The sequence below is a fragment of the Pseudomonas sp. LF-5 genome (assembly GCF_037626295.1).
Taxonomy (GTDB): Bacteria; Pseudomonadota; Gammaproteobacteria; order Pseudomonadales; family Pseudomonadaceae; genus Aquipseudomonas; species Aquipseudomonas monsensis.
In genome coordinates this window covers 276,799-302,483 of record NZ_JARKMT010000001.1, presented here as the reverse complement: position 1 = coordinate 302,483, position 25,685 = coordinate 276,799, and the positions used below count along the sequence as shown (strand labels likewise).

At 60.9% G+C, this 25,685-nt stretch carries 24 protein-coding genes; 14 read left to right on the top strand and 10 right to left on the bottom strand.

The features are described 5' to 3' along the window. The 5 genes from PseuLF5_RS01320 to PseuLF5_RS01300 all read right to left on the bottom strand — a co-directional run bounded on the left by PseuLF5_RS01320 (position 1) and on the right by PseuLF5_RS01300 (position 4,316). A complete protein-coding gene (locus PseuLF5_RS01320; protein ID WP_123462901.1) occupies positions 1–735 on the bottom strand; it encodes an HAD family hydrolase in 735 nt (244 codons plus the stop codon). A gap of 15 nt (positions 736–750) precedes the next feature. Then, the gene (locus tag PseuLF5_RS01315; protein WP_336346460.1) at positions 751–1,773 is read right to left on the bottom strand and encodes a homocitrate synthase; all 1,023 of its coding nucleotides are present in this window, start codon (positions 1,771–1,773) and stop codon (positions 751–753) included. Next, complete coding sequence (locus tag PseuLF5_RS01310) at positions 1,770–2,150, bottom strand: L-rhamnose mutarotase (RefSeq protein ID WP_128616192.1); 381 nt, start codon at positions 2,148–2,150, stop codon at positions 1,770–1,772. Before PseuLF5_RS01310 ends, PseuLF5_RS01315 begins: the two co-directional genes overlap by 4 nt. 14 nt (positions 2,151–2,164) lie before the next feature. Further along, a complete protein-coding gene (locus tag PseuLF5_RS01305; protein ID WP_123462895.1) occupies positions 2,165–3,076 on the bottom strand; it encodes a dihydrodipicolinate synthase family protein in 912 nt (303 codons plus the stop codon). Positions 3,077–3,719: 643 nt separating this feature from the next. After that, positions 3,720–4,316, bottom strand: coding sequence for a TetR/AcrR family transcriptional regulator (locus PseuLF5_RS01300; RefSeq protein WP_222832701.1), 597 nt, complete (start codon positions 4,314–4,316; stop codon positions 3,720–3,722). 127 nt (positions 4,317–4,443) lie between these two features. Between PseuLF5_RS01300 and PseuLF5_RS01295 the strand changes: the two genes are divergently transcribed. Then, positions 4,444–5,646: an MFS transporter gene (locus PseuLF5_RS01295; protein WP_123462891.1), complete on the top strand. Its 1,203-nt coding sequence runs from the start codon at positions 4,444–4,446 to the stop codon at positions 5,644–5,646. A 26-nt stretch (positions 5,647–5,672) separates the two neighbouring features. Here PseuLF5_RS01295 and PseuLF5_RS01290 read toward each other — a convergent pair whose 3' ends face one another. Further along, the gene (locus tag PseuLF5_RS01290) at positions 5,673–6,596 is read right to left on the bottom strand and encodes a bifunctional helix-turn-helix transcriptional regulator/GNAT family N-acetyltransferase (protein WP_267800789.1); all 924 of its coding nucleotides are present in this window, start codon (positions 6,594–6,596) and stop codon (positions 5,673–5,675) included. 64 nt (positions 6,597–6,660) lie between these two features. Beyond that, positions 6,661–6,948 (bottom strand): hypothetical protein, encoded by a 288-nt coding sequence (locus PseuLF5_RS01285; RefSeq protein WP_340132733.1) that lies wholly within the window; start codon positions 6,946–6,948, stop codon positions 6,661–6,663. Between the two features lie 146 nt (positions 6,949–7,094). Between PseuLF5_RS01285 and PseuLF5_RS01280 the strand changes: the two genes are divergently transcribed. Next, positions 7,095–7,931, top strand: a complete 837-nt coding sequence (locus tag PseuLF5_RS01280; protein ID WP_123462885.1) for an AraC family transcriptional regulator — start codon at positions 7,095–7,097, stop codon at positions 7,929–7,931. 54 nt (positions 7,932–7,985) lie between these two features. Continuing rightward, on the top strand, positions 7,986–8,582 hold the full coding sequence (locus PseuLF5_RS01275; protein WP_123462883.1) for a LysE family translocator: 597 nt from the start codon (positions 7,986–7,988) through the stop codon (positions 8,580–8,582). A gap of 208 nt (positions 8,583–8,790) precedes the next feature. Here the strand turns inward: PseuLF5_RS01275 and PseuLF5_RS01270 are convergent, their stop codons facing one another. Continuing rightward, positions 8,791–9,549 carry an AraC family transcriptional regulator gene (locus PseuLF5_RS01270; protein WP_123462881.1) on the bottom strand — a complete coding sequence of 253 codons (759 nt, stop codon included), beginning with the start codon at positions 9,547–9,549 and terminating at the stop codon, positions 8,791–8,793. 231 nt (positions 9,550–9,780) lie between these two features. Between PseuLF5_RS01270 and PseuLF5_RS01265 the strand changes: the two genes are divergently transcribed. The 6 genes from PseuLF5_RS01265 (at position 9,781) to PseuLF5_RS01240 (ending at position 18,020) form a co-directional block, all read left to right on the top strand. Then, positions 9,781–11,406, top strand: a complete 1,626-nt coding sequence (locus tag PseuLF5_RS01265) for an APC family permease (RefSeq protein WP_340132732.1) — start codon at positions 9,781–9,783, stop codon at positions 11,404–11,406. Between the two features lie 22 nt (positions 11,407–11,428). Next, entirely contained in the window at positions 11,429–12,355 is a 927-nt protein-coding gene (locus tag PseuLF5_RS01260; protein WP_336346457.1) for a 4-hydroxyproline epimerase, read from the top strand. A 55-nt stretch (positions 12,356–12,410) separates the two neighbouring features. Continuing rightward, entirely contained in the window at positions 12,411–13,358 is a 948-nt protein-coding gene (locus PseuLF5_RS01255) for a dihydrodipicolinate synthase family protein (protein ID WP_123462877.1), read from the top strand. Between the two features lie 71 nt (positions 13,359–13,429). Further along, on the top strand, positions 13,430–15,022 hold the full coding sequence (locus PseuLF5_RS01250; protein WP_340132731.1) for an aldehyde dehydrogenase (NADP(+)): 1,593 nt from the start codon (positions 13,430–13,432) through the stop codon (positions 15,020–15,022). After that, on the top strand, positions 15,012–16,277 hold the full coding sequence (locus PseuLF5_RS01245) for an NAD(P)/FAD-dependent oxidoreductase (protein WP_340132730.1): 1,266 nt from the start codon (positions 15,012–15,014) through the stop codon (positions 16,275–16,277). Before PseuLF5_RS01250 ends, PseuLF5_RS01245 begins: the two co-directional genes overlap by 11 nt. Positions 16,278–16,601: 324 nt before the next feature. Continuing rightward, positions 16,602–18,020, top strand: a complete 1,419-nt coding sequence (locus PseuLF5_RS01240; protein ID WP_340132729.1) for an alkaline phosphatase D family protein — start codon at positions 16,602–16,604, stop codon at positions 18,018–18,020. A 56-nt stretch (positions 18,021–18,076) separates the two neighbouring features. On the opposite strand, the gene PseuLF5_RS01235 is transcribed toward PseuLF5_RS01240, so the two are convergent. Further along, positions 18,077–19,006, bottom strand: a complete 930-nt coding sequence (locus PseuLF5_RS01235; RefSeq protein ID WP_123462869.1) for a Gfo/Idh/MocA family protein — start codon at positions 19,004–19,006, stop codon at positions 18,077–18,079. Positions 19,007–19,196: 190 nt separating this feature from the next. On the opposite strand from PseuLF5_RS01235, the gene PseuLF5_RS01230 reads away from it, so the two are divergent. Together PseuLF5_RS01230 and PseuLF5_RS01225 are read left to right on the top strand one after the other, a co-directional pair. Continuing rightward, positions 19,197–20,246, top strand: a complete 1,050-nt coding sequence (locus tag PseuLF5_RS01230) for an NAD(P)-dependent alcohol dehydrogenase (RefSeq protein ID WP_123462867.1) — start codon at positions 19,197–19,199, stop codon at positions 20,244–20,246. A 136-nt stretch (positions 20,247–20,382) separates the two neighbouring features. Beyond that, complete coding sequence (locus PseuLF5_RS01225; protein ID WP_340132728.1) at positions 20,383–21,078, top strand: tRNA (adenine(22)-N(1))-methyltransferase; 696 nt, start codon at positions 20,383–20,385, stop codon at positions 21,076–21,078. A 129-nt stretch (positions 21,079–21,207) separates the two neighbouring features. On the opposite strand, the gene PseuLF5_RS01220 is transcribed toward PseuLF5_RS01225, so the two are convergent. Continuing rightward, on the bottom strand, positions 21,208–21,792 hold the full coding sequence (locus PseuLF5_RS01220; RefSeq protein ID WP_123462865.1) for a TetR/AcrR family transcriptional regulator: 585 nt from the start codon (positions 21,790–21,792) through the stop codon (positions 21,208–21,210). A 210-nt stretch (positions 21,793–22,002) separates the two neighbouring features. On the opposite strand from PseuLF5_RS01220, the gene PseuLF5_RS01215 reads away from it, so the two are divergent. The 3 genes from PseuLF5_RS01215 to PseuLF5_RS01205 all read left to right on the top strand — a co-directional run bounded on the left by PseuLF5_RS01215 (position 22,003) and on the right by PseuLF5_RS01205 (position 25,545). Continuing rightward, positions 22,003–22,680 carry a type 1 glutamine amidotransferase domain-containing protein gene (locus tag PseuLF5_RS01215; RefSeq protein ID WP_186748148.1) on the top strand — a complete coding sequence of 226 codons (678 nt, stop codon included), beginning with the start codon at positions 22,003–22,005 and terminating at the stop codon, positions 22,678–22,680. Positions 22,681–22,777: 97 nt separating this feature from the next. Then, on the top strand, positions 22,778–23,902 hold the full coding sequence (locus PseuLF5_RS01210) for an alkene reductase (RefSeq protein ID WP_340132727.1): 1,125 nt from the start codon (positions 22,778–22,780) through the stop codon (positions 23,900–23,902). Between the two features lie 104 nt (positions 23,903–24,006). Further along, a complete protein-coding gene (locus tag PseuLF5_RS01205; protein ID WP_340132726.1) occupies positions 24,007–25,545 on the top strand; it encodes a cryptochrome/photolyase family protein in 1,539 nt (512 codons plus the stop codon). The last annotated feature ends 140 nt before the right edge of the window (positions 25,546–25,685 follow it).

Below are 25,685 nucleotides of genomic sequence, written 5' to 3'. Positions count from 1 at the left end.
TCAATAATCCTCCTTGACTGTCTGACAGGCTGCACCGAAATGCACAACCGGGTTGTCCGGCCGCAGATCAGGCACCTCAACCGCCCAATGACCCGCAGGCCATCGGGCACTCAGGGTAGAACGGTCAACCAGGGCATGACCGCTGACAAAGATGAAAGGCACTTTGCAGGCGATGGCGGCCTCGGCATCAGCGATCGCGTCGCCGAGAAACACTGCCTGCGCTGCCGCGCAATCATGCTGTTCGAGCAAGGCGTTGATCGCGGCTATCTTGGCGGTCGGCGAACCGATAATGCGCGCCATGTAGCGATCAATCCCACTGACACCCAACGCCTCGGTAATTTCCTCTTCCTTGCCGCCGCTCACTACGAAACAGGTCACGCCCTGCTCTTGCAGCAACGCCAATAACTGCGGTGCTCCGGCGACCACCGCAGAACAGCGGTAATGGCTGCGCAAGTAGTCTTCATAACGTGCAATGCTCGCGGCCACGAAGTCTCTGGCGGCCGGCCCGCGAGGGGCGATCAGGCGCTCGAACGCCTCGAAGTGCCAGTGTCGCGCACGCCCGAAGTTGAGCCTGAAGCTTTCCTTGCAGCGGTCGCGCAGCGCCTGCGGATAATGCGCCAGCGCATGATCGACAGCCGCCAGCTTCACGCCATTGGAGTCGAGCAATACGCCGTCGCAATCGAAGAACACCAGCTTCTTGCCCGCCATCACATCGCCAAGCTTGAACGTGGTCATAAGCCTGTCCTGTGCTCACGTGTATTGGTTGAGAATGTTCAGATCGAATTTGTGCGAGCCGACATGCCCGGCAATCCTGCCGATGATGTCGTTGCGTTCGAGGCACGTCAGTGGCGCGCCTTCGAACAGTTTCTGCGCATAAGTCGGATGAACATTGTGGCGCGCCTGGCAGCGATAGGTCGGTGAATACCCCCAGTTCGCCACCGCTCGCAACGGCTCGATATGCTCGGCCAGAAAACGCTCGCAGGCGTCCATCGCGTGCGCTTCAGACTTGAGCAGTGCCAGGGTCTCGGTAGGCGCGTTCCCTGCACCCCGGCCCAAACCGGCGAAGGTGCCGTCGGCAAACCTGGCCCCTGCCCCGAGCGCTGCGTGCGTGTTCGCCACGGCCAGCCCGTAGTTGTCATGGGCGTGAAAGCCCAGTGGCAAAGCCGTCATCTCTGCCGCCTGCCGGAACAAGCGGTGAACCTGATCCGGCAACAGGCGCCCGAAACTGTCGGCAAAATACAGCGCGGCAAGCGGCTCGCCGTCGAGACGGCGCAGGATCCGCGCCAGCTCATCCGCCGGCAACTCACCGATCTGCATCAGATTGAGCATCACTTCCAGTCCATGCCCGGCCAGCGCCTGCGCCAGCGCCAGACTCGCTTGCACCTCATTGCTCTTGGCGGCGATGCGCAAAATATCAATGCGGAACGGCGTGCGCCGAACGGCCGCCACTATCAGCCGGGCAGCCGCCTGTGGCGATTGTCCGACGATTTGCCCGGCGTCGATCATCACCGTCACTTTCATCGCGCCGGGGTTGATCAGTTCGCGTTGCTGCGCCGTCAAAGACTCGGGCAACGCCTTGTAAGAACCGGTACATGAGGTAGTGGCACCCGGATCGAGGTTCAGGTAACCCAGTTCGACGATGTCCACGCCGGTGGCCAGGCAAGTACCGAAGTACTGCCGGGCCATGGCATCGGAAAACCGCCAGTCGGTCTGGAACCCGCCGTCACGGAAGGTGCAATCCATTAACGCGAATGACTGTCTCCGATCGGTCATTTTTGGTTGCCTGCCGTATCGACGGTCCAGTCGTAGACCTGCTCCAGACGCCACCAGTTGAGTTCGGTGTCGTTACCGGCAATGCGCTTCAACAGCGGATTCTGTTCGCCGTGCATCTGGTCATCCCATGCCTGCACCGCCGGGTGGAAAGACAAGGCATGGCTGAAGTCACGCAGCGGGTCGAATTGCTCGTGGGCTTCAACCTGCATGAACAGTGTGTTCGGCGGCAACAGGTAAATCGACATGCGTTGCAAACCAATTTCGCGAAGTACACCGTGGTCGCCGGCAATTTGCTCCGGTACTTGACGATGCAACTTCTTATACAACTCAACGGCTTCTTTACTGGTCAACTGAATGGAAAAACCAAAACGCTTCATGAGTAACTTCCTTATTACTGGGTGACGAATTCAAGTAATTGGTCATAAACCTTTTCGACTTCGCGAAGGGTTTCCGGGTCCATGCTGAAATCCACTGGTGGGCGGATCAATGTGTTACTCATCAATCGACGACGTTTGAGCAGGTGCTTCGACAACTGCAAGTAACAGTCGATACTGGCCATCATATGGCACATCAAATAGGACAGCGGGTAGCCTATGGCTCTGGCGAGTTTGTCATCGCCAACTTTCAATGCGTTCCACAGCGCCACGGTGATTTCGGCGATTTCCGTGGCCGGAATCACGCCCGCCAGCCCGCGTTGATAGGTGTCGACGAGCATCATGCCGCCGTCGCCTTCGAAAATACGTGCCTGACCCGCAGTCGCGTCACGCAGCAGCGACACTTTCGGGGCGGTTGGCGCAGACTCCGGCTTGAACTGCACTTTTTGCGGGCCGAAGGTCTCGAGCAAACGCGCCTGAACCGCGATCGACATCGGCCGTTTGGCCAGCGACTTGGCATGATGCACCAGCACCGGAATGCGCACGCTTTCGATCACATTGGCGAAATACACATACATCTGTTCGTCATCGAGCGCCCACATTGACGGGTGCATGACCAGCAGTGCATCACAACCCGCCTGCTCGGCCTGGCGCGAATATTCCACGGCCTGGGCGATACTTTCGCCCCCCGTGCTCATGATTGCCAAGCCTTTATCACCGGTTTGTTCAGCGATCAATTCTGCGAGTTTGAAACGCTCGCCGGCCGTCAGGCGCGAGACCTCGGAAATCTGCCCGATGACCACGCCGTCGCACCCCGTGTGCAAGATGTGTTCGATTTGCAGACGCAGGGCCGAAGTGTCCAGAGAAAGGTCAGTGTTGTAGGGAAGAATGGCGACCGGTAGGACACCTTGGATGGGAGCTTTCGTCATGCCTGATATTCCTTATCAAAGTTCGACGCAAAAGACTAAGAGAGCAACTAAATTGTCCTGCCACCTTTAACAACGAGGCTATCGACCAAATATTTACTGCAACAAAACGCTCGATTAACGAAGCGGTTAGTTTAACTATCCGGTACAAAATCGAGCATTAAAGCCCGCGGCATCGACATCGTGATTTCCACACTTTTCATACAACTTAGTGAACTTCGAAGTCGCGGCGAAGTTAATGGCGAGCAGGATTATTGTCCAATCTGTAGTTATTTCAAATTATTACATTACGCAGAAGCACAAAATTTCATTTTCGCTAAAAAACAAATATTTCTTTTTATTTCCAACATGTAACTAAATTTGTTTCCGCACTCGCCCAATAATGTTCGCGCGCGCTCATACTTCGCCCGCCGAATAAACTCCAGAACTTTCGTTAAAACAATCACCCCTCGGGGTGCAGCAGCGCAATTGCTCTATCGACTCACCCACAGTCGTACTCGGCAGTGACGGCCGTCAGGCAAATGAGCGAAGGGTTTGGCGAAGGGCCGACAGACTTGTCAGCCTGATGACGGAGGTCAGGGAAGTGTTTTCTCTCTCGAGTGACCTTGCGTCACATCGAGAGGATCGGTTCTGGCAGTACCGCCCGTTAGCGGTCGGGATCGACACGAACCCCTTGCAACATCAACTCCAGTGTCTGCAGTGACTGGGTCAGGCGTTCGGTCCCCTCTTCGGCCCTCGCAATCCACAGCGAAGCCTCGGTCAGCGCACCGTAAACCAGGCGTGCCAACGCCTCCGCGTCCAACTCGCGCACCACGCCCTTGAGTTGCAAGCGTCGCAGAATGTCGCGCATCGAAGCGATGCAATGCTGTTGCTCTTCCACCGACACCGCCCCAAGCACGGCGGGCGCTTCCTGTAAGACGATGCGCTGAATATCTTTTTCCTGGGCCATTTGCAGAAACGCCCGGCAGCGCCCCCAAAAACCTTCCCATTGATCGGGCGCGGCATCGGAAATCGCCGAGAGGCGCGCCTCCATCTCGGCATCGATCTGCTCCACCACCGCCGCCAGCAAGCCTTTTTTGTCACCGAAGTGGTGATAAAGCGCCCCCCGCGTCAGTCCGGCTCCGGCCGTGAAATCATCCATCGACGCCTGGGCGTAACCCAGCCGCGTAAAGGCCTCGCGGCCGGCCGCAAGCAACCTGGCACGGGTATCTTCGATCATTTCGGCACGGTTTCGACGAACCATCAGGCACTCCTCAAATCATTTGACATACGTCGCGTACGTCAATAAATTCCCTCACATACGCAGCGTATGCATTTTCAGCGCTGAAGCCATTGCAGGCAAGTCAATCGGCCCAGGAGAGTGTGCGCTGATGGTCAAGTCTTACCGTGAACTGTTCACCCAACCTGGCACTCACGGTTTTGCCCTGGCGGGTCTGGTGGCCCGTTTTCCGCTGGCCATGGCCGGTATCGGCATCATCACCATGCTGGCGATGATGCGGGACAATTACGCGCTGGCCGGCGCCGTGGCGGCCACGTTCGCCCTGACGCTCGCGGTGCTGGCGCCACAGATCTCGCGGCTGGTCGACCGCTTCGGGCAACGCCAGGTACTCCCGGGCGCTGCGGCAATCAGTTGCACCGGCCTGCTTGCACTGCCGGCCTGTGCCTACTGGCAGTTGCCGGACTGGACCCTGTTCGTGGGTGCCGTAATGTCGGGCTTCATGCCCAGCATGTCCGCGATGTCCCGGGCGCGCTGGACACTGATTTACCGCGGCACAGCGAAACTGAACACTGCCTACGCCCTGGAATCGGTGCTGGACGAAGTCACTTTTATTGTCGGCCCGCCACTGGCGGTGGGTCTGAGTGTGGCGCTGTTCCCCGAGGCTGGACCACTGGTGACGGCGTTGTTGCTGGCCATCGGGGTGTATGCCTTCGTCAGTCAGCGGGGTAGCGAACCACCCGTTCGGGCGACCTCCGGGGCGCCACAGACGTCGATGATTCGCGTGGGTGGCATTCGCATCCTTGCACTGTTGATGGTGGCCATGGGCATGATTGTTGGCACCATTGATGTGGTCAGCGTGGCCTTTGCCCAGTCTCAAGGCCAGCCCGTCGCCGCCAGTATCGTGTTGTCGGCATATGCCCTGGGCTCCTGCGTCGCCGGCCTGACGTTCGGGGCGATGAAATTGCAAGTGCCTTTATCGCGCCTGTTTTTGCTGTGCGGGCTGGCGACGGCCATCACGACTGTGCCGTTGTTATGGGCCAGCAATGTGCTCGGGTTGTCACTGGCCGTACTGGTTGCGGGGGTGTTTTTTGCCCCGACCCTGATCGTGGCAATGACCCTTGCCGAACAGATGGTTGCGCCCGAGCGTCTGACCGAAGCATTGACCTGGTTGATTTCAGGGCTTGGCGTGGGCGTCGCGCTGGGCGCAGCGGCAACAGGTCAAGTCGTGGATGAATTCGGCGCCCGCCAGGGGGCGATCGTCGCGCTGGTCGCCGGCCTGATCGTGCTCGGCGTTGCGCTGTACGGCCATCGTCGCTTGAAACCGGACATGGCCATCGTCGCGCAAGCGACCTGAACGGTCAGGCTGTTTGCCATCGGCCCCTACAAATCACGTGCCCACGTCTGGCTGACCAGTGCCTTGCCGAAACGGTTGATCGCCTCCTCTTCCACCAATTCAAACCCCGCCTTCTGATAAATCTGGCGCGCCGCCGTCAGGTTGCTGGTGGTCCACAGGGTCATTCGTGTGTAACCGATCTGCCGGGCAAAGCGCAGGCACTCATCAACCAGGCGACGGCCGATGCCCAGTCCCCTGGCACTGGCGTCAACGTAGAGCATGCGCAGTTTCGCGGTGGTTTCATCCTGTCGCACGACGAATACCGAACCGATGACCTTGCCGTCCTTCTCGGCGATCCAGCAGCGCTCGCAAGCCGGGTCGAAGTCACGCAGGTATTTCGCGATGACCTCGGCCACCAACGCTTCGAATTCCGAGTTCCAGCCGTACTCACGGCTATAGAGGGCGGCCTGCTGCTGCATGACCGTGCCCATGTCGCCGGGTTGCGGATCACGCAGCACGTAGGTCGAGTCCGGGTGGTTCTGCAAAAGCGTCTGGATCAGTGTCATGGCGCCGAGCAATTGTTGTTGCTGCGGCTCGGTCAGGCGCTCAAGCATGGCGACCACTTGTTCGCGGGAGGCTTGTTCGAGGGGGACGAGGATTTCACGGCCCAGCTCGGTGAGGTGCAGTAGAGCTGCGCGGGCATCGGTGGGCGAAGGGACTTTCTGGATCAGGCCCTTCTTCTCGAAACCGCTGATCAGGCGGCTCATGTAGCCGGCATCCAGGCTCAGCATCTGGCGCAGGTCGGCGCTGGTCAGGTCACCACGCGAAGCCAGTTCATAAAGGATGCGCAGCTCGGTCAGCGAGTATTCGCTCTGCAGCAGATGCTCCTGCAGCACGCCGATCTGCTGGGTATAGAAGCGGTTGAAACTGCGCACGATGTCGGCGTGCTGGAACAGATCGGTGCTGGACATGACCCATGCTCGAATGATTGCCTAAGGCAACTATATATTTGCCTTTAGCAATCATGTCAATGCCCTACCTGCACTTGGCCAGCACCACCCGACAGGTGTCCGGTGTGCCACCGGAACGCCCGGCATACCGGATGCAATTGTTCATCGACTTCTGCCGCGCCATATTTAGGCTCGAACCCCACGCCAGACCGCCTTCGCCCACCGTCGGCACCGCTTTGGCGTAGCAACTGTCGCCGATGCCCGAAGGTGGATAGTGTTTGCGGCTGGAACACCCCGTGCCCAGCGCCAGGCTGACGATGATCAGGGTCGGCAAGACCCACCCGCGGCATCGGGGCAAACGTGTTTTGCGCATTGCGTTTTACCTGTCGCAAGGAGGTCGTCAGTCTGCCGAGTCTAGCCGTTCGCCGTTGTCGACCTGCACAAATCTTCTAAACGCCGGTCGTCATTGCGCGGTATTTTATCGGGCCGCACCGTTCATGCTGATCTCTGGAGCCTGCCGTGGATAAACGCAACTGGATCGAGCTGTCCCAGGATGTCGACACCGGGATTGAATCGATTCGTGCCCATTTTCAGGGGCATGCCTATGACCCGCACTGGCATGACAGTTTTCTGGTCGGCGTGACCGAGCAAGGTGTGCAGCAATTCAATTGCCGCCGCGTGCGCCACCGCAGTACGCCGGGCCAGGTCTTTTTGCTGGAACCGGGGGAAATCCACGACGGTCAGGCCCCCACGGACGACGGGTTCACCTACTCGATGCTGTACCTTGATCCGCACTGGCTGGAGCGCGAACTGCACGCGTTGTTCGAAGACGCCCCGGCCAACACTCAACCCGGTTTTGCCGATACCTTGAGCCAGGACCCGCGCCTGTCCACGGCGATCAATCAGGCCTTCCACGCCCTGCATGACGGCGACTTGCGCATCGTCCGCCAGACAGCCATCGACAGCCTGTTGGCTTCGCTCACCCGCCATCTCGACTGGCGCAAGCGCCAGGATTTCGATCCGCGCCTGCCGCTGGTGGCCCAAGTGGCCCGGGATTACCTGCATGCCCACGCCTTTGATGACATCGGCCTGGATCAACTGGCCGACGCCTGCAAGGTCGATCGCTTCCGTTTGACCCGCGCCTTCAAGGCCGCTTTTGGGCTGGCGCCCCACGCTTATCTGATCCAGTTGCGCCTGGCCAAGGCGCGTCAGTTGCTGGCCCGTGGCGAGTCGCCGGCGCAGGTCGCCAGCGTGCTCGGCTTTGCCGATCAAAGCCACCTGGGCCGCTGGTTCAAGCGCGCCTACCAACTGACGCCAGCGGACTACCGCAAGCGCTGCTCAAACCTTCCAGACTGACGCACGCCAGCTGACGATCATGGAGACCTGTGTTCACATTCAGGAATCCGAATCATGGCGTCATTGCTGCCCTTTCTACTGTTTGCTTTCGTGGCTTCGATTACTCCGGGGCCGACCAATATTCTGGTGTTGAGCCACAGTTCGCGTCGGGGACTGGGCGCGACATTGCCGATCATTTTCGGGGCCTGCGCGGCGGCGGCATTGATCGTGTTGGTGGTCGGGCTCGGCGCCGGCGAAACCCTGTCGCGTTTGCCCCGCGTCCAACAAGCCATGGCCTGGGCGGGCGTGCTCTGGTTGAGCTGGCTGGCGTGGCAGATCTTCCGCAGTGCGCCCCCGGCCCTGGACTCGACCGAAGCACAGGATGAAGGGTTCAGCGTACTCGGTGCGGCGATGTTGCAACTGGTCAATCCCAAGGTGTGGATGATGGCCGTGGCAGTGGTCAGTGTGTTTGTCGGTGGTGGTGACAAGACCGTGCGCTTGCTGGTGCTGTCGCTGGCATTTCTGCTGGTGTCGTTGCCGTGCATGACGTTCTGGGCGCTGCTTGGCGTCGGCAGTGCACGGCTGTTCGGCAGCCCACAGGCGTTCAAGCGCATGAATGCGGTATTGGCGCTGTTGCTGCTGCTTTCCGCCTGGCTGACGGTCCTGCTCTGAGCGGGCTGACCTGAAGTCAGGCAAGCACCTGTGGCGAGGGATTTATCCCCGTTCGGCTGCGCAGCAGTCGTAAATCTGAATACTCGGTATGCCTGAAGGAATGAGTGGGCAGGTTTTGGGGCTGCTGCGCAGCCCAGCGGGGAGAAACCCCCTCACCACAGGTTGGATTTCTTACGGTTGGGGCTGCATGGGAATGCAGGCGGTGATTTCAGCGCGATGTCGCCTGGCGATATTCGCGGGGGGTGAAGCCGGTGGAGGCCTTGAACTGGCGGGTGAAGGCACTGTGGTCGGTGTAACCGCATTGCAGCGCCACGTCGGTGATCGGCAAATCGGTGTGCAGCAAGCGATGGGCGTGTTCCAGGCGCACCTTCTGAATCATCTGTCGTGGCGTCAGGTGAAAGACGCGCTTGCAGTAGCGCTCCAGTTGCGCCACCGAAATACCGGCGATTCGCGTCAGTTCGCCCAACGTGACGCGGCGATTGAAGTGGCTGCGTATATGCTCGTCGACTGCGGCCAGGCGTTCGAATGCCGGATGCGTTTCACTGGCCGATTGCAGATCGACCGAGATACCCGCCAGCCCGATGATCAGCCCGTCGCGGTTGTACAACGGGTGCTTGTGGGTCAGGCACCAACCCGGTTCACGACTGCCGTACAGGTGCAGTTCCAGCTGATCCTCCAGCACAAAGCCCTCCTCCAGCACCTTGCGATCCTGCTCGGTGTACCCCGGCCCGAGTTGCGCGGGGAACACCTGCGCGCTGGTTTTTCCCAGCAACGGGCGTAAATCCTTCAAGCCACAGCGCTGCACCAATGTGCGATTGGCGAGGACATAACGCGCCTGCAGATCCTTGATGAAAATCGCCGCACTGGGGATCACGTCGAGCATCGGCAACAGCAGCGCGGCGCCGGCTACCAGTTCTTCCAAGGTTTGCGGGCGGCCTTGCGACAACATCGAAAACGCACTCTGCATCGAAGAGTTCTCCCCCGTTGGTGCTTCAGGCCAGTGCTCGCCCAAGGCGTTCGCACGCAGATTGCAGCATCGCCGAAAGCCTGTCGAGCAGCAGCGTTGCTCTGCGCGACTGTGCCGATTTCGTCATCCAACCCGGTGCAAAACATCAATCGCCGCAAGGTCGATCAGTTCAAAGTCTGGCCGTCCCAGTGACACAACTGCCTATCCAATAACTCACAAGAAGGCGATGCCATGTCAGGCCAAGGCAAGTTCAAAAAACAGCTTTCATTGATCGACCTCACATTTATCGGGCTCGGTGCGATCTTCGGTTCCGGCTGGTTGTTCGCGGCCAGTCATGTGTCGGCCATTGCCGGCCCGGCGGGGATTTTTTCCTGGCTGCTGGGCGGGTTCGCCGTGTTGTTGCTGGGTATCGTTTACTGCGAACTGGGCGCGGCATTACCCCGAGCCGGCGGTGTGGTGCGCTACCCGGTTTACTCCCACGGGCCACTGCTCGGTTACCTGATGGGTTTCATCACCCTGATCGCGTTTTCCAGTCTGGTGGCGATTGAAGTGGTTGCCTCGCGCCAATACGCCGCGGCGTGGTTTCCCGGCCTGACCAAAGCGGGCAGCGGCGATCCGACGATCCTCGGTTGGCTGGTGCAGTTCGCCCTGCTCTGCGTGTTTTTCCTGCTCAACTACCGCAGCGTGAAGACCTTCGCCAAGGCCAACAACCTGGTCAGCGTGTTCAAATTCATCGTGCCGCTGCTGGTGATCGGGGTGCTGTTCACCTTCTTCAAACCGGAAAACTTTCAGATTCAGGGTTTCGCGCCGTTCGGCCTGTCGGGCATCGAGATGGCGGTGTCGGCAGGCGGGGTGATCTTTGCTTACCTGGGCCTGACACCGATCATCTCGGTGGCCAGCGAAGTGAAGAATCCCCAACGCACCATTCCGATTGCACTGATCCTCTCGGTGCTGTTGTCGACCGCCATTTACGTATTGCTGCAAACCGCGTTCCTCGGCGGCATTCCAACGGAAATGCTCGCCGACGGCTGGGCCGGCATCAACAAGGCATTCGCCCTGCCATACCGCGACATCGCCCTGGCACTGGGTGTGGGCTGGCTGGCGTATCTGGTGGTGGCCGACGCGGTGATCTCGCCGAGCGGTTGCGGCAACATTTATATGAACGCTACCCCGCGCGTGATCTACGGCTGGGCGCAGACCGGCACCTTCTTCAAGGTCTTCACCCACATCGACGAGAAGTCCGGCATCCCGCGTCCGGCGCTGTGGCTGACCTTCGCCCTGTCGGTGTTCTGGACCCTGCCGTTCCCGTCGTGGGAAGCGCTGATCAACGTGGTTTCCGCTGCCCTGGTGTTGAGCTACGCCGTGGCCCCGGTGTCGGTCGCCGCGTTACGCCGCAGCGCGCCGGACATGCCGCGTCCCTTCCGGGTCAAGTGCATGGGCGTGCTCGGGCCGGTGTCGTTCATCATCGCCGCGCTGATCGTCTACTGGTCCGGCTGGAACACCGTGTCGTGGCTGCTCGGCCTGCAGATTCTGATGTTCGTCGTCTACTTGCTGTGCGCTCGTTTCGTGCCAACCGCGCACCTGAGCCTGAGCCGTCAGGTGCGCTCGTCGGCGTGGCTGATCGCCTTCTACGCGGTGACCATCGTGCTGTCGAAACTCGGCACCTTCGGCGGCCTGGGCATCCTCGCCCACCCTTTCGACACCCTCGTCGTCGCCGTTTGCGCCACCGGCATTTACTACTGGGGCGCCGCCACCGGCGTACCGGCCCACTTGCTGCGCCTTGAAGCGGACGACGAGGAAAGTGAAGTCGCCGACACCGCTTCCACCGTGCATGCGCGCCCTGCCGGCGCCTACTGAAATCACTCAACGGGACACCTTCATGAAACGCATACACGTCATTGATTCCCACACCGGCGGTGAGCCCACGCGTCTGGTGATGCACGGTTTCCCCGCCCTGTCCGGCGACACCATGGTGGAGAAACGCGAGGCTCTGCGCACTCAGCACGATGCCTGGCGCCGCGCCTGCCTGCTCGAACCCCGCGGCAACGACGTGCTGGTCGGCGCACTGTATTGCGAGCCGGTGTCGGCGGACGCCACGTGCGGAGTGATTTTCTTCAACAACGCCGGTTACCTCGGCATGTGCGGCCACGGCACCATCGGCCTGATCAACTCGTTGCAGTTTCTGGGGCACATCAAGCCTGGCGTGCACAAGATCGACACACCGGTCGGCCCGGTCAGCGCCACGTTGCATGACGACGGCAACGTGACCCTGGGCAACGTGCCCGCCTACCGCTACCGCAAACAGGTATCGGTGGACGTGCCCGGTTTCGGCCGCGTGTGCGGTGATATTGCCTATGGCGGCAATTGGTTCTTCCTCGTCTCCGAGCATGGCCAGACCCTGAGCATGGACAACGTCGAGCACCTCACCGCCTACACCTGGGCGATGCTCAAAGCCCTCGAAGAACAAGGCATTCACGGCGAAGACGGTGCGGTCATCGACCACATCGAACTGTTCGCTGACGATGCCCACGCCGACAGCCGCAACTTTGTCATGTGCCCGGGCAAGGCCTACGACCGCTCGCCCTGCGGCACCGGCACCAGCGCCAAACTCGCCTGCCTGGCCGCCGACGACAAGCTGCAACCCGGCGCACGCTGGGTGCAGGCCAGCATCACCGGCAGCCAGTTCGAAGGCCGCTTCGAATGGGAAGGCGAACGCATCCGCCCGTTCATCACCGGCCGCGCTTTTATAACCGCTGACAGCACCCTGCTGATCGACGAACAAGACCCGTTCGCGTGGGGCATCTGAGCCGCCGCGTTGACTATTCACCTCCCTTTGAATGATGTGCCAAGGAGTTAAAACAATGAGTGACAACATCTTCACCGGTTGCATGCCGGCCCTGATGACCCCGTGCACCGCCCAGCGCAAACCGGACTTCGACAAGCTGGTGGCCAAAGGTCGCGAGCTGATCGATATCGGCATGAGCGCCGTGGTCTATTGCGGTTCGATGGGCGACTGGCCGCTGCTCACCGAAGCCGAGCGTCAGGAGGGCGTGGCACGCCTGGTCGCGGCAGGAATTCCGACCATCGTCGGCACCGGTGCGGTGAACACTCGCGAAGCGGTGTCCCACGCCGCCCACGCGGCGAACGTCGGCGCACAAGGCTTGATGGTGATTCCGCGGGTGCTGTCCCGTGGTGCTTCGGCCGCGGCGCAAAAAGCCCACTTCGCGGCAATCCTGCAAGCTGCGCCAAACCTGCCGGCGGTGATCTACAACAGCCCTTACTACGGCTTCGCCACCCGCGCCGAGCTGTTCTTCGAACTGCGCCGCGAGTACCCGAACCTGATCGGCTTCAAAGAGTTCGGCGGCGGCGCCGACCTGCGGTATGCCGCCGAAAACATCACCTCCAAGGATGACGACGTAACCCTGATGGTCGGTGTCGATACCCAGGTGGTGCACGGTTTCGTCAACTGCAACGCCACGGGCGCGATCACCGGTATCGGCAACGCCTTGCCCCGTGAAGTGCTGCAACTGGTCGCCCTGAGCAAGCAAGCGGCCAAGGGTGACGCCAAGGCGCGGCGCCAGGCACGCGAGCTGGAATCGGCGCTGGCGGTGCTGTCCTCGTTCGATGAGGGCTGCGATCTGGTGCTGTATTACAAACACCTGATGGTGCTCAACGGTGACAAGGAATACACCCTGCACTTCAACGAGACCGACACGTTGAGCGACGCCCAGCGGCGTTACGCGGAAAACCAGTATTCGCTGTTCCGCCACTGGTACGAGAACTGGTCGGCCGAGCAGCATTTCGCCTGACCTGGCGCCCTCGCCTGCCGTGACGCCTTGCGCCTCACGGCAGGCCTCACCTTATTCATCAGGAAGACACCATGACTCTGACGGGCCACATGTTGATCGGGCAACACACCGTCGCGGGCAATCGCGACGCCATTCGCGGCCTCGACCCGGCCACCGATACCGCGCTGGAACCGGCATATTTCGGCGGTTCAGCCGAGCATGTCGAACAGGCTTGCGCACTGGCCTGGGCCGCACTGGACCGTTATCGCGAGACGACCCTGAGTGCCCGTGGCGAATTTCTTGAGCGCATCGCCGAGGAAATCGAAGGCCTGGGCGATGAACTGATCGACCGCGCCAGCAGCGAAACCGGTCTGCCGCGTGCACGGTTGCTGGGCGAACGCGCTCGCACCTGTCAGCAGTTGCGGATGTTCGCCCGCACCGTACGTGCCGGTGAATGGCTCGATGTGCGGGTCGATCCGGCTCAGCCGCAGCGTCAACCGTTGCCGCGTTCGGACCTGCGCCAGCGCCAGATCCCGTTGGGACCGGTGGCGGTGTTCGGCGCGAGCAACTTCCCGCTGGCATTCTCGGTAGCCGGCGGGGACACGGCGTCGGCGCTGGCGGCCGGTTGCCCGGTAATTGTCAAGGCGCACGGCGCGCATCCCGGCACCAGCGAACTGGTTGGCCGCGCCGTGGCTCGGGCGGTTAAAGCGTGTGATCTGCCCGAAGGCGTGTTTTCGTTGGTATACGGCTCCGGTCGCGAATTGGGCATTGCGCTGGTCAGTGATCGACGAATCAAAGCGGTCGGCTTCACCGGTTCGCGCAGCGGCGGTCTGGCCTTGATTCAGGCTGCGCAGGCACGGCCCGAGCCGATTCCGGTGTATGCGGAAATGAGTTCGATCAACCCGGTGCTGCTGTTTCCGGCGGCCTTGCACCAGCGCACGCAGGCCTTGGCCGAAGGCTTTGTCGCCTCGCTGACCCTGGGTGCCGGACAGTTCTGCACCAACCCCGGGCTGGTGATTGCGCGCCAGGGGCCGGCGCTGGATGCCTTCGTTGGCCGCGTTGCCGAGCGCCTTCAGCACAGCCCGGCACAGACCATGCTCACACCGGACATCTGCAGTGCGTACAAGGCTGGCGTGAATGCACTGGCGCAAAACAGTCGCGCCCGGATCGCCGCCAGCGGTCAGATCGCCGGTGGCCCGAACGGGTGTCAGGCCCATGTATTTGTCACCGATGCTGCCGATTTCCTCACCGATCACACTCTGCAAGCGGAAGTGTTCGGCGCGGCGTCGTTGATTGTGCAGTGCGCCAGTGACGCTGAAATTCGCCGAGTGATCGAACATCTGGAAGGCCAATTGACAACGACCCTGCAGCTGGATGACGACGACCTTGAACTCGCCCGTTCACTGCTGCCGACCCTGGAACGCAAGGCCGGCCGCCTGCTGGTCAACGGCTGGCCGACCGGCGTGGAAGTCTGCGATGCGATGGTGCATGGCGGCCCGTTTCCGGCCACCTCCGACGCGCGCACAACCTCGGTGGGCACCGCGGCAATCCTGCGTTTCCTGCGTCCGGTGTGTTACCAGGACTTCCCCGACAGCCTGTTGCCGAGCGCATTGAAACAGGCCAATCCGCTGCATCTGCGTCGGCTGTTCGATGGCCAAAGGGAAGCGCCAATCCATGCCGAATAACGTCTCCCATGACATCGCCGTGGTCGGCGCCGGCATCATCGGCGTCACCTGCGCCCTGCGTCTGGCGCGCCAGGGCCAGCGCGTGGTGGTCATCGACCAACAGGAACCCGGTCACGGTGCCTCGTTCGGCAATGCCGGGCATCTGGCCACCGAGCAGGTGTTTCCGATTGCCGATGTGTCGATCCTCAAACGCTTGCCGGCCATGTTGATGGACCCGATGGGGCCGCTGCGGCTGGACTGGAAATACCTGCCGCGTGCGCTGCCGTGGTTCACGCGACTGCTGCTGAATCTGCGCCCGGAGCCGTTTCGGCGAACCGTCGCTGGATTGCGTGCGCTCAATGAGTCCAGCCTCGATGCCTGGCAACGCTTGCTCACGGAGATCGAGCGCCCCGACCTGCTGAAAGTCGACGGTTCCTTGCTGGTATTCGAACGAGGTGAATCACGCCAGGCCATCGAAGCGCTTCAGGCGCGCCTGCGTCAGCAGCAAGTGCCGGTGGATTTCTGGCACGCCGGCGCGATTCAGGACGCGGCGCCGCAGCTTAGCGAACAGATTCAGGGCGGTTTATTCTTCCCGCGCACCGGCCACTTTATCGATCCGTATCGGGTGGTGGGCGAACTGGTCGAAGCAGCGAAAGCCTGCGGCGTGAGTTTCGTCAAACAACAGGTACAGGGCGGCGCTGTGCTGGAACACGGTGTATCGCTGGCCACCGCATCGGGTAGCCTGAGCGCGCGCCGCGTATTGATTGCCTGCGGTGCACACTCGGCGAAACTCACCGCCGCGTTGACAGGCAGGACAGTGCCACTGGACACCGAACGCGGCTACCACCTGATGCTGCCGACGGAGCACAATCGACTGCCCTTCGCGGTCACCTCGCTGGAACGCAAGTTCATCATGACGCCGATATCCGAAGGCTTGCGGCTGGCCGGCACCGTCGAGTTCGCCGGCCTGGAACGCCCGGCGAGCATGGCCCGTGCGTGGCAGTTGCATCGCTTGAGTCAGGGCTTGTTTCGCAAGGATCTGAGCGCTGAAGCCGCCACGCCGTGGATGGGCTTTCGACCGTCGCTGCCGGATTCGCTGCCGGTAATTGACCAGGTCTGCGATGGCAAAGTGTTGCTTGCGTTCGGGCATCAGCATTTGGGGCTGACGCAGGCGGCGGTGACGGCGGAGATGGTCGTCGAGATGGCGTTATCGACAGCGCTGAATCAGGTGAATGATTTACCCGCCCTCTCGCCCTACAGGCTTGCGCGTTTCTGAATCAGCGAGAGGTACCGGCCAGCGATGAAATTTTCTGCCCTTGCCACTGGCAACGGCAGGAATCCGGGCTAGCTTAAACCGTACCTCTCCCCATTCTCCGTGGTCGTCAGCAGTCCGGAATAACGCTCTTCACAGCGTTGCAAGGATGAGAGTGTGTGCGCAAAACCCGCCAGTCAGCTCACTGGAGCGCAGCACCCATGGACGCCTTTGCTGGAACCACTGTTCCCTATCGCCCTCAGCCCTGCTGCCAACGTTTTGGGGTTCCCCCGCGATTTCCTGTGCCTGATTGAAACTCTCGACAATCACTATCAGCGAGCGTGAAAAATGAAAATCAACCTGCCCACCGTGGGGCCTATCGTCGGATTCACCGACCCCAGTCAGACACGTTTGTTTCTGCGTGGCGAACTCGAGCGGGACGCGCACGGTCTGCGGCGCGCTTTCGGCGTTGTACGCTGGCGCAAGCTCGGCGGCCAGAAATGGTCGGATCCGCTCTTCAACAAACTGTCGCCGAACTTCGACATGACCGGTGTGTTCGCCATCTCCAGCCTGACCCCGTCGACCGTTTACGAGTATCAGGCGGGCTGGTTTTTTGCCGACGCCGAACTGGAAAAAATTGAACAGATCAACGCAAACCTGCTGGAGTGGCCGACACCGGACGCTGACTTCACCATGTCATTCAAAACCAGCACCACCAGCACCACGGGTACGCGAGGCTATGTGGTCGGCTCGTGTCGCTACCTGCTGCGCCTGTTTGGCGGTCTCTGGTATGACGACCGCGGCGACAAGGTCTTTCGCTCTGTACTCGAACAGATTGACAAGAAAAAACCCGTCGACGCGCTGCTGATGATTGGCGACCAGATCTACGCCGATGACCTCAACTTCGTTGCCCCCGATACCCGCCTCGATCAGTTTCTGGAGCGCTATCGCACGGTGTTTTCACAGACCTACATCCAGCAATTGATGGCTCGCGTGCCGACGTACATGATTCTGGACGACCATGAAATCGAAGATAACTGGCCAGCCAATGCCGACAAGCAGGATCGCGTGACGCTCTATCCCCATGCCATCCACGCCTATCAAATCTACCAGAGCAGCCACAGCCCGCTCTTTAGCGCCGACCGCGTGGGCCGGATCGAAGGCACCCTTTCACACTTCTGGTACAGCTTCGTCGACGGCTGCTCGGAGTGGTTCGTCATGGACTCACGCACAGAGCGAGACTTGTCCGCAACGCCTCCAACCATGGTCAGCGAGACGCAACTCAAGGCGCTCCTGGACTGGCTGGGCAACGGTAGTCAATTGGTGAAGTTCGTCGTGACTTCAGTCCCGTTGTTTCCTGATCTGTTGAATGATGCCGGCGATAAATGGGGCGCGTTTGCCGAACAGCGTCGCTTGATCATCGAACACATCCGCAACAATAAGATCAGCAAGGTGATCTTCGTTTCCGGCGACGTGCATTGCTCTTTCGTCAGCAAGCTGACCCTGGACAGCGATCCGAGCTTCAGTGTCCACAGCGTGGTTTCATCGTCGTTCTTCTGGCCGTACCCGCACATGAGTAAAACCGAATTCGCCTTCGACACCCAGCTTACCGGGATACCGGGCGGCAACTATGTCACTCGTTTGCTCTCGGACGTGTACTCCGACGATAACTTCGCCAGGCTGGAAAGCAGTCTTAAAGGGGTCGATGTAAACTTTTTCGAACGCAAGGGGGGATCCCTGGGACCGGCAACGAAAATCAAGTTCTAGCGCCCGGAAACACGAAAGCCTGCTCTCGGGCAGGCTTTCGATTGACGGCGCTGACTTCAGGCGTCGTAAAACGCCTCGACCGCCACCCGACTCCCCACAAAGAAACTGTCCGCCACCAGCCGCAATGGCTGCACATCCACATCACTGGCCTTATCAGCAATCAACTGCTGGAAATGCCGATACACCGCCGCATACTCACCCTCTTCCGACACGGTCTGGCGCACGCCGTCGATGCTCAACAGTGCACCACCGTTGTCCAGGCGCAGAACGCCCTCGGCACAGCGAATCTCGATGCTCCACAACTCATCGTGACCGTGGTCGAAATCGAATTCCGCGCGCACGTCGAGCTGCCGTGCGTCTGCCATTTTGATCGACGCGGCAATCGGCGACTGGCAGTTGTCCGGCACGCGCAACTCGGCAGATTCAACGAACAATGGGTGCGGCAACAAGTGGGTCACGATCGACAAGGCATTGATGCCCGGATCGAATACGCCGAGGCCGCCGGGTTGCCAGATCCACGTCTGGCCGGGATGCCACTTGCGCACGTCTTCCTTCCAGTCGATCTGCACGCTTTGCAGGGTGCGCGAGGCCAGCCAGTCGCGGGCCGCTTCAATGCCGGGCGCATAGCGCGAATGCCAGGCGAACAAGGCACTGACGCCCTTCGCCGCAGCTTGATCGACCAGCGCCAGGGCCTCGCCCAACGTGGCGCAGGGCGGCTTTTCCACCAGCACATGTTTGCCGGCGGCGAGCGCCTGTTGCACCAACGCGAAGCGCCCTTGGGGCGGGGTGCAGAACGCGATGGCATCGACCTGCGGGCCGTGTTCCAGCAACTCGCTCAAGGTATGAAAATTCTCCACACCAGGGCACGGCTGGCCCTGCGTGGCGACAGACACCAGCTGGAATCCGGGGTTGGCGTTGATCGCCGGGACGTGCTGATCCTGGGCAATCTTGCCGTAGCCCACCAGACCGAGACGGATTGGTTGCATCAGTGACTCCTGCTTTGCTTTTTGTTTTAGTCAGTGAACCGGCAGGTTACCTGCAAACACCGCGATCGTCTGTCAGTGCAACGTCACAAACACGCACAGGATCAGGCAAGGATTACACAGGAATGCACTACTGCCCGGTCGACCAGAACGTGAAGAATGCCGATACGACCAACCGATCGAGGATGTTCCCATGCTTGTACAAGCCTACGGCGCCCATGCGGGCGACAAACCTCTTGAGCCGATGCAGATCAACCGCCGCGCGCCTGCAGCCCATGATGTGCAGATCGACATCGCGTTCTGCGGCATCTGCCACTCGGACCTGCATCAGGTGCGCGCCGAGTGGGCCGGCACGCAGTTTCCCTGTGTACCGGGGCATGAAATCGTCGGGCGGGTTGCCGCTGTCGGTGCGCATGTCGCGGATTTCAAGGTCGGCGATCTGGTCGGCGTCGGCTGCATCGTCGACAGCTGCAAGCACTGCGATGACTGCGAAAGCGGTCTGGAAAACTACTGCGACGGCATGATCGGCACCTATAACTTCCCGACGCCGGACGCGCCAGGCTGGACGCTCGGCGGCTACTCACAGAACATCGTCGTGCACGAGCGCTACGTGTTGCGCATTCGACATCCGCAAGCGCAACTGGCGGCCGTCGCACCGCTGCTGTGTGCGGGCATCACCACTTACTCGCCGCTGCGTCACTGGAATGTCGGGCCAGGCAAGAAAGTGGGGGTGGTCGGCATTGGCGGCCTCGGCCACATGGGCATCAAACTGGCTCATGCAATGGGCGCGCACGTGGTTGCCTTCACCACCTCCGAATCCAAGCGCGAAGCGGCCAGGCAGCTGGGTGCCGATGAGGTGGTGGTGTCGCGCAATGCCGAGGAAATGGCTGCCCACACCAAGAGCTTCGACTTCATCCTCAATACCGTCGCCGCGCCGCACGATCTCGACGCCTTCCTCGTCCTGCTCAAGCGCGATGGTGCGTTGACGCTGGTCGGCGCGCCTGCCTCGCCACACCCGTCGCCGAACGTGTTCAACCTGATCATGAAGCGCCGCACGATCGCCGGTTCGATGATCGGCGGCATTCCTGAAACCCAGGAGATGCTGGATTTCTGTGCCGAACACGGCATCGTCTCCGACATCGAACTGATTCGCGCCGATCAGATCAATGACGCCTACGAGCGCATGCTCCAGGGCGATGTGAAATATCGCTTCGTGATCGACAACGCCACCCTGGCGGGCTGACGTGTGAGCCCCCGGCCATGCTGTCGGGGGCTCTTCAATTCTGTCGGCAGGATTTGACAGCCTCGGCGTTGCTCGCCAGAGTCGCACCCCTTTGCCTGCCAGCCAGCAGCAGGCGCGTGGTAAACAGGGGTTGCCGTTGAACGAACAGACATTGTCCATGCGCCTTGAGCGCGTGGCCGCACACATTCCGGCCGGTGCGCACCTGGCCGATATCGGCTCGGACCACGGCTATCTGCCGGTGGCGTTGCTGCGGCGCGGAGCCATCGCGTACGCCGTGGCGGGCGAAGTCGCCACGACACCTTTCCAGGCAGCGCAACGCACCGTGCGCGACAACGATCTGCACCAGCGCATCAGCGTACGCCTGGCCAATGGTCTGGCGGCGATCACGCCTGCAGACGCGATTACCGCCGTCAGCCTGTGCGGCATGGGTGGCGAAACCATCCGCGACATTCTCGACCGCGGCAAAACTCATTTGAGCGGCAAGGAACGGCTGATCCTGCAACCCAACGGCGGCGAGCAGCCATTGCGCCAATGGTTGATGGACAACGGCTACCGGATCCACAGTGAAGAAGTGCTGCGCGAGAACCGCTTCGACTACGAAATCATCGTCGCCGAACGTGCCGATGCGGTGAGCTACAGCGCCAAAGAGCTGTACTTCGGCCCCTTGCACCTGCAGGCACGCAGCCCGGCGTTCCTGAGCAAGTGGCGACACAAGCTGCGGCACAAGCAGAAGACGTTGAGCCAACTCAGCCGGGCCCGGCAAACATTGCCTGAAGGCAGGGTGCAGGAACTGAACCGCCAGACGCGATGGATCAGCGAACTGCTGACCTGACGGACGCTCGGGACAGACAGACACAGGTCTGGAATTCTGTGGCTCGCCGCATCAGTTGCAGAGACGCGCAAGCGCAACCTCATGTTCGCGCTCACGCGTAACGAGGCAGGGCTCACGCCCCTGCAAGCGTCAAACGCTGAGCAATGTTTGCGTGGTCGCCATCGACGTCTTCAGCGATTGCCCGGTGCGCTGCAATTTGTTCAGCAGGCTCGCCCCCAGCCACAGCTGATACAGGGTCTCGGCCAAATGCCGGGCGTCGCCCTCAGGGAGGCAGTGGTCGGCCTGGCCCTGCTCGATGCACAGGGCAATGCGCGCGACCACGCGTTCGGCGCCGTCACGCAAGGTGAGGCGCATGGATTCGGACAAGTCGGCGACCTCGGCACTGAGTTTCACCACCAGGCATTCGTCGCCATGCCCTTCCAGGGTGCAACGGTTCTGCCAGCCCTGCCAGTAATCCATCAGCCGCTCGTAGGCGTTGAGGCCGGGCAGCGTCAGGCGTCGCTCCATGTCGGCGAGATAGTCGACGAAGTAATCCTCAAGCAACGCCTGGCCGTACAACTCCTTGGATTTGAAGTAGTGATAGAACGAGCCTTTCGGCACGCCGGCGGTTTGCAGGATTTCGTTGAGGCCGACACTGGTGAAGCCTTTCTCGGCCATCATTCGGTGGCCGGTGTCGAGCAAATGTTGGCGGGTGTCGTCGTAGGTCGGTTTCATGGGGCGTGCAGTACCAAACAATAGACCAGTCGTTTAATTCGATGGAACGGGAGTTTGCCACACCTGTCATTGAAAAGCCTGCGTAGAAAAAATTACTAGACGACTGGTCTAATTGGAAACTATGCTGCGCCCCGACAACTCATTTCCCGGTGCCGCCGCTGCGCAAATCCGTTGCGTCGCGACGCCACCCGATCAACCCCAGGGTGCTCTATGAAAATCTTGATGGTTCTGACTTCGCACGATCAACTCGGCAACACTGGCAAGAAAACCGGCTTCTGGCTGGAAGAGTTCGCCGCCCCGTACTACGCCTTCAAGGACGCCGGCGCCGATGTCACTCTGGTTTCTCCGGCCGGTGGCCAGCCGCCGCTCGATCCGAAAAGCGATGAACCCGACGCCCAGACCGCCGAAACCGACCGTTTCCGCAACGATCCGGCGGCACAACAGGCCCTCGCCAACACTGGCCGTCTGGCCGATGTACGCGCCGACGATTTCGATGCCGTGTTCTATCCAGGTGGCCACGGCCCGCTGTGGGATCTGGCCGAGGACAAGCAGTCGATCGCCCTGATCGAAGCCTTCGACCGCAGCAACAAGCCTCACGGTTTTGTCTGCCATGCGCCGGGCGTGCTGCGTCACGTGGTCAAGGCAGATGGCAAGCCGCTGGTTCAGGGCCGCGAAGTCACCGGTTTCACTAATTCCGAAGAGGCTGCGGTGGGCCTGACCGAGGTCGTGCCGTTCTTGATCGAAGACGAATTCCAGCGTCTGGGCGGCCACTATTCCAAGGTCGCCGACTGGCAGGTACACGTGGTGGCCGACGGCCAACTCGTGACCGGTCAGAACCCTGCCAGCTCCGCTGCCGTCGCCGAGAAGCTGTTGAACATGCTCGGCTGATGACTGACCGATCCAGACGCCGTGCGCGTGATGCACGGCGTTTTTTTTACGCTCGACCAATAGTTGACTGGTCTAATAAACCCTTGAAAGGTAACCCATGAACCACCACGCTTACTTCACGCCCGCCAAATTGGGCCTGCACACTCTGAAAAACCGCATTGTCCTGCCCCCCCTCACCCGCCAGCGCAGCAGCCAACCGGGCAACATCGCCAATGCATTGATGGCCGAGTATTACCAGCAGCGCGCCGGTGCCGGTTTGCTGGTGACCGAAGGTACGCAAATCGAGCCGCGTGGCCAGGGTTATGCGTGGACGCCCGGCATCCACAGTGCCGAGCAGATCGCCGGATGGCGCACAGTCACCGAGGCCGTGCATGCCGTCGACGGCGTGATCTTCGCCCAGCTCTGGCACGTCGGTCGTGTCTCCCACACCGCGTTGCAGCCTGACGGGGCGGCACCGGTGTCGGCGTCTGCCGTGGCCACCGACCGGGTCAGTGTGTTCATCGAAACGGCGCCTGGCCGTGGCGAACTGGTGCCGCCCTCCGCACCTCGGGCACTGAGCACTGACGAAGTTCAGGCGCTGGTTCAGCTGTATATCCAGGCGGCGCGCAATGCGATCGACGCCGGTTTCGACGGCATCGAACTGCACTGCGCCAATGGTTATCTGGTCAACCAGTTCATTTCCGCCCACAGCAACCTGCGCACCGATCAGTACGGCGGCTCGCTGCACAATCGCCTGCGTTTTCTGCGCGAAGTGGTGGCGGGTGTCGCCGAATGCATCGGCAAGGAAAAAGTCGGCGTGCGTTTCGCCCCGCTGTTCACCACCACCGATGAGGCGCGCACCTACCTGGGCATGGTCGAGGACGATCCGCACCGCACCTATATCGAAGCTATCAAAGTGCTCGAAGACGTCGGCATCGCCTACTTGTCCATTGCAGAAGCCGATTGGGACAACGCCCCGGCCATGCCGGAAACCTTCCGCCGGGCGGTGCGCGAAACGTTCAGCGGCGCAATCATTTACGCCGGGCGCTACACCCCCGAGTCCGGGGCGCAGTTGCTCGATTCCGGCCTCGCTGACCTGGTGGCCTTCGGTCGGCCGTTCATGGCCAATCCGGACCTGCCTGCGCGAATCGCCAATGGCTGGCCACTCAATGCGCTGAACCCGGCCACGGTCTATGGCGGCGATGCGCAAGGTTACGTCGATTACCCGGTTTATCCCGGTTAATCAGAAAAACCTATACAAACATATAATTTCGTACAACTATCTGAGCAGAGGTTTTATCGACTGCTGGCAACTTTATCGCCGCTCAACAGGCTGAATCCGTTCGAATGAAAGCAATCCACCGGCTGTGCCTGGTCCTCGGCGACCAGTTATCGTTCGATCTCGCCTCGTTGCAGGGGCTCGATCGCGAACGCGATACCGTTCTGCTGGTCGAGGTGATGGAGGAAGCCAGCCACGTCCCCCATCACCCACAGAAAATTGTCCTGGTGTTCAGTGCCATGCGCCACTTCGCGCAGGCGCTGGCCAACCAGGGCTTTCGCGTGCAGTACGTCACCCTCGACGACGCGCAAAACAGCGGCAGCGTGCCGGGCGAATTGCAGCGCTGGCAGGCGCGCCTGAACGCGGATGAAGTGCACCTGACCGAAACCGGCGACTGGCGTCTGGAGCAATCCCTCAAAGACTGTGGCGTGCCGATCCATTGGCACAGCGACCGGCGTTTTCTCTGCACTCGCGGCGAATTCTCGGCGTGGGCGGCCGGAAAAAAACAGCTGCGCATGGAGTATTTCTACCGCGAGATGCGCCGTAAAAGCGGGCTGTTGCTCAATGGCGATGGCACGCCGGTCGGCGGAGCCTGGAACTTCGACGCGGACAACCGTAAATCACTGCCCAAACAGGTCAAGCCGCCCTACCCCCTGAGCTTCTCGGCGGACGCCATTACCGAGCAAGTGTGCGCACTGGTGAAAGCACGTTTCGCCGGACACTACGGTTCTCTGGAAGACTTCAACTACCCGGTGACCCACGCCGATGCCCAGGCGTTGTGGGAGTATTTTCTCGATTTCGGGCTGGCCGGTTTCGGCGACTATCAGGATGCGATGGCCAGCGACGAACCGTTTCTGTTCCATGCTCGCATCAGCGCCGCGCTGAATATCGGACTGCTCGATGTGCGCCAGGTGTGCAGCGACGTCGAGGCAGCTTATTGGTCAGGCCGCGTGGCCCTGAATGCCGCCGAAGGCTTCATCCGCCAACTGATTGGCTGGCGCGAATACGTGCGCGGTGTGTACTGGCTGAAAATGCCCGATTACGCCGCGGGCAACGTCTTCGGCAACAGCCGGCCATTGCCCGAGTTCTACTGGACCGGCGACACGCAAATGAACTGCATGCGCCAGGCCATCGGGCAAAGCCTGAAACATGCCTATGCCCATCACATTCAGCGGCTGATGGTCACCGGCAATTTTGCCTTGCTGGCCGGCATCGTTCCGAGCCAGATCTGCGAGTGGTACCTGGCGATCTACATGGACGCGTTCGACTGGGTCGAATTGCCCAATACCCTGGGCATGGTCATGCACGCCGATGGCGGCTACCTCGGTTCCAAGCCTTACTGCGCCAGCGGCCAATACATCAAGCGGATGTCCGACTACTGCGCCAATTGCGCGTACAAGGTGAGCGAAAGCACCGCCGACAACGCCTGTCCGTTCAATGCCCTGTACTGGCATTTCCTGATGCGCCACGGCGACAGGCTGCGCAGCAATCAGCGCATGGCCATGCTCTACAAAAACCTCGATCGCATGCCGTCAGCCAAACAACAGGCACTCTGGCAACGCGGCCAGGCCTTGCTCGACAGGCTCGACAACGGGCAGTCGCTCTGAGTCAGCCGACGCGCGACTTCACGGGTGCAACTTAACCATGAGGCGCCGTGTCAATGGGTGATCCGTACTCGTTCGCAGAACGTTGAATGAACCCAGACCCTGACCTCAATAAGGCATGAGCAGTGGACACTTTGAAACTT

Bases quoted from the DNA above. Each gene is read 5' to 3' on its own strand.
- PseuLF5_RS01320 (WP_123462901.1), bottom strand. From the start codon at position 735: ATGACCACGTTCAAGCTTGGCGATGTGATGGCGGGCAAGAAGCTGGTG.
- PseuLF5_RS01315 (WP_336346460.1), bottom strand. From the start codon at position 1,773: ATGACCGATCGGAGACAGTCATTCGCGTTAATGGATTGCACCTTCCGT.
- PseuLF5_RS01310 (WP_128616192.1), bottom strand. From the start codon at position 2,150: ATGAAGCGTTTTGGTTTTTCCATTCAGTTGACCAGTAAAGAAGCCGTT.
- PseuLF5_RS01305 (WP_123462895.1), bottom strand. From the start codon at position 3,076: ATGACGAAAGCTCCCATCCAAGGTGTCCTACCGGTCGCCATTCTTCCC.
- PseuLF5_RS01300 (WP_222832701.1), bottom strand. From the start codon at position 4,316: ATGGTTCGTCGAAACCGTGCCGAAATGATCGAAGATACCCGTGCCAGG.
- PseuLF5_RS01295 (WP_123462891.1), top strand. From the start codon at position 4,444: ATGGTCAAGTCTTACCGTGAACTGTTCACCCAACCTGGCACTCACGGT.
- PseuLF5_RS01290 (WP_267800789.1), bottom strand. From the start codon at position 6,596: ATGTCCAGCACCGATCTGTTCCAGCACGCCGACATCGTGCGCAGTTTC.
- PseuLF5_RS01285 (WP_340132733.1), bottom strand. From the start codon at position 6,948: ATGCGCAAAACACGTTTGCCCCGATGCCGCGGGTGGGTCTTGCCGACC.
- PseuLF5_RS01275 (WP_123462883.1), top strand. From the start codon at position 7,986: ATGGCGTCATTGCTGCCCTTTCTACTGTTTGCTTTCGTGGCTTCGATT.
- PseuLF5_RS01270 (WP_123462881.1), bottom strand. From the start codon at position 9,549: ATGCAGAGTGCGTTTTCGATGTTGTCGCAAGGCCGCCCGCAAACCTTG.
- PseuLF5_RS01265 (WP_340132732.1), top strand. From the start codon at position 9,781: ATGTCAGGCCAAGGCAAGTTCAAAAAACAGCTTTCATTGATCGACCTC.
- PseuLF5_RS01260 (WP_336346457.1), top strand. From the start codon at position 11,429: ATGAAACGCATACACGTCATTGATTCCCACACCGGCGGTGAGCCCACG.
- PseuLF5_RS01255 (WP_123462877.1), top strand. From the start codon at position 12,411: ATGAGTGACAACATCTTCACCGGTTGCATGCCGGCCCTGATGACCCCG.
- PseuLF5_RS01250 (WP_340132731.1), top strand. From the start codon at position 13,430: ATGACTCTGACGGGCCACATGTTGATCGGGCAACACACCGTCGCGGGC.
- PseuLF5_RS01245 (WP_340132730.1), top strand. From the start codon at position 15,012: ATGCCGAATAACGTCTCCCATGACATCGCCGTGGTCGGCGCCGGCATC.
- PseuLF5_RS01240 (WP_340132729.1), top strand. From the start codon at position 16,602: ATGAAAATCAACCTGCCCACCGTGGGGCCTATCGTCGGATTCACCGAC.
- PseuLF5_RS01235 (WP_123462869.1), bottom strand. From the start codon at position 19,006: ATGCAACCAATCCGTCTCGGTCTGGTGGGCTACGGCAAGATTGCCCAG.
- PseuLF5_RS01230 (WP_123462867.1), top strand. From the start codon at position 19,197: ATGCTTGTACAAGCCTACGGCGCCCATGCGGGCGACAAACCTCTTGAG.
- PseuLF5_RS01220 (WP_123462865.1), bottom strand. From the start codon at position 21,792: ATGAAACCGACCTACGACGACACCCGCCAACATTTGCTCGACACCGGC.
- PseuLF5_RS01215 (WP_186748148.1), top strand. From the start codon at position 22,003: ATGAAAATCTTGATGGTTCTGACTTCGCACGATCAACTCGGCAACACT.
- PseuLF5_RS01210 (WP_340132727.1), top strand. From the start codon at position 22,778: ATGAACCACCACGCTTACTTCACGCCCGCCAAATTGGGCCTGCACACT.
- PseuLF5_RS01205 (WP_340132726.1), top strand. From the start codon at position 24,007: ATGAAAGCAATCCACCGGCTGTGCCTGGTCCTCGGCGACCAGTTATCG.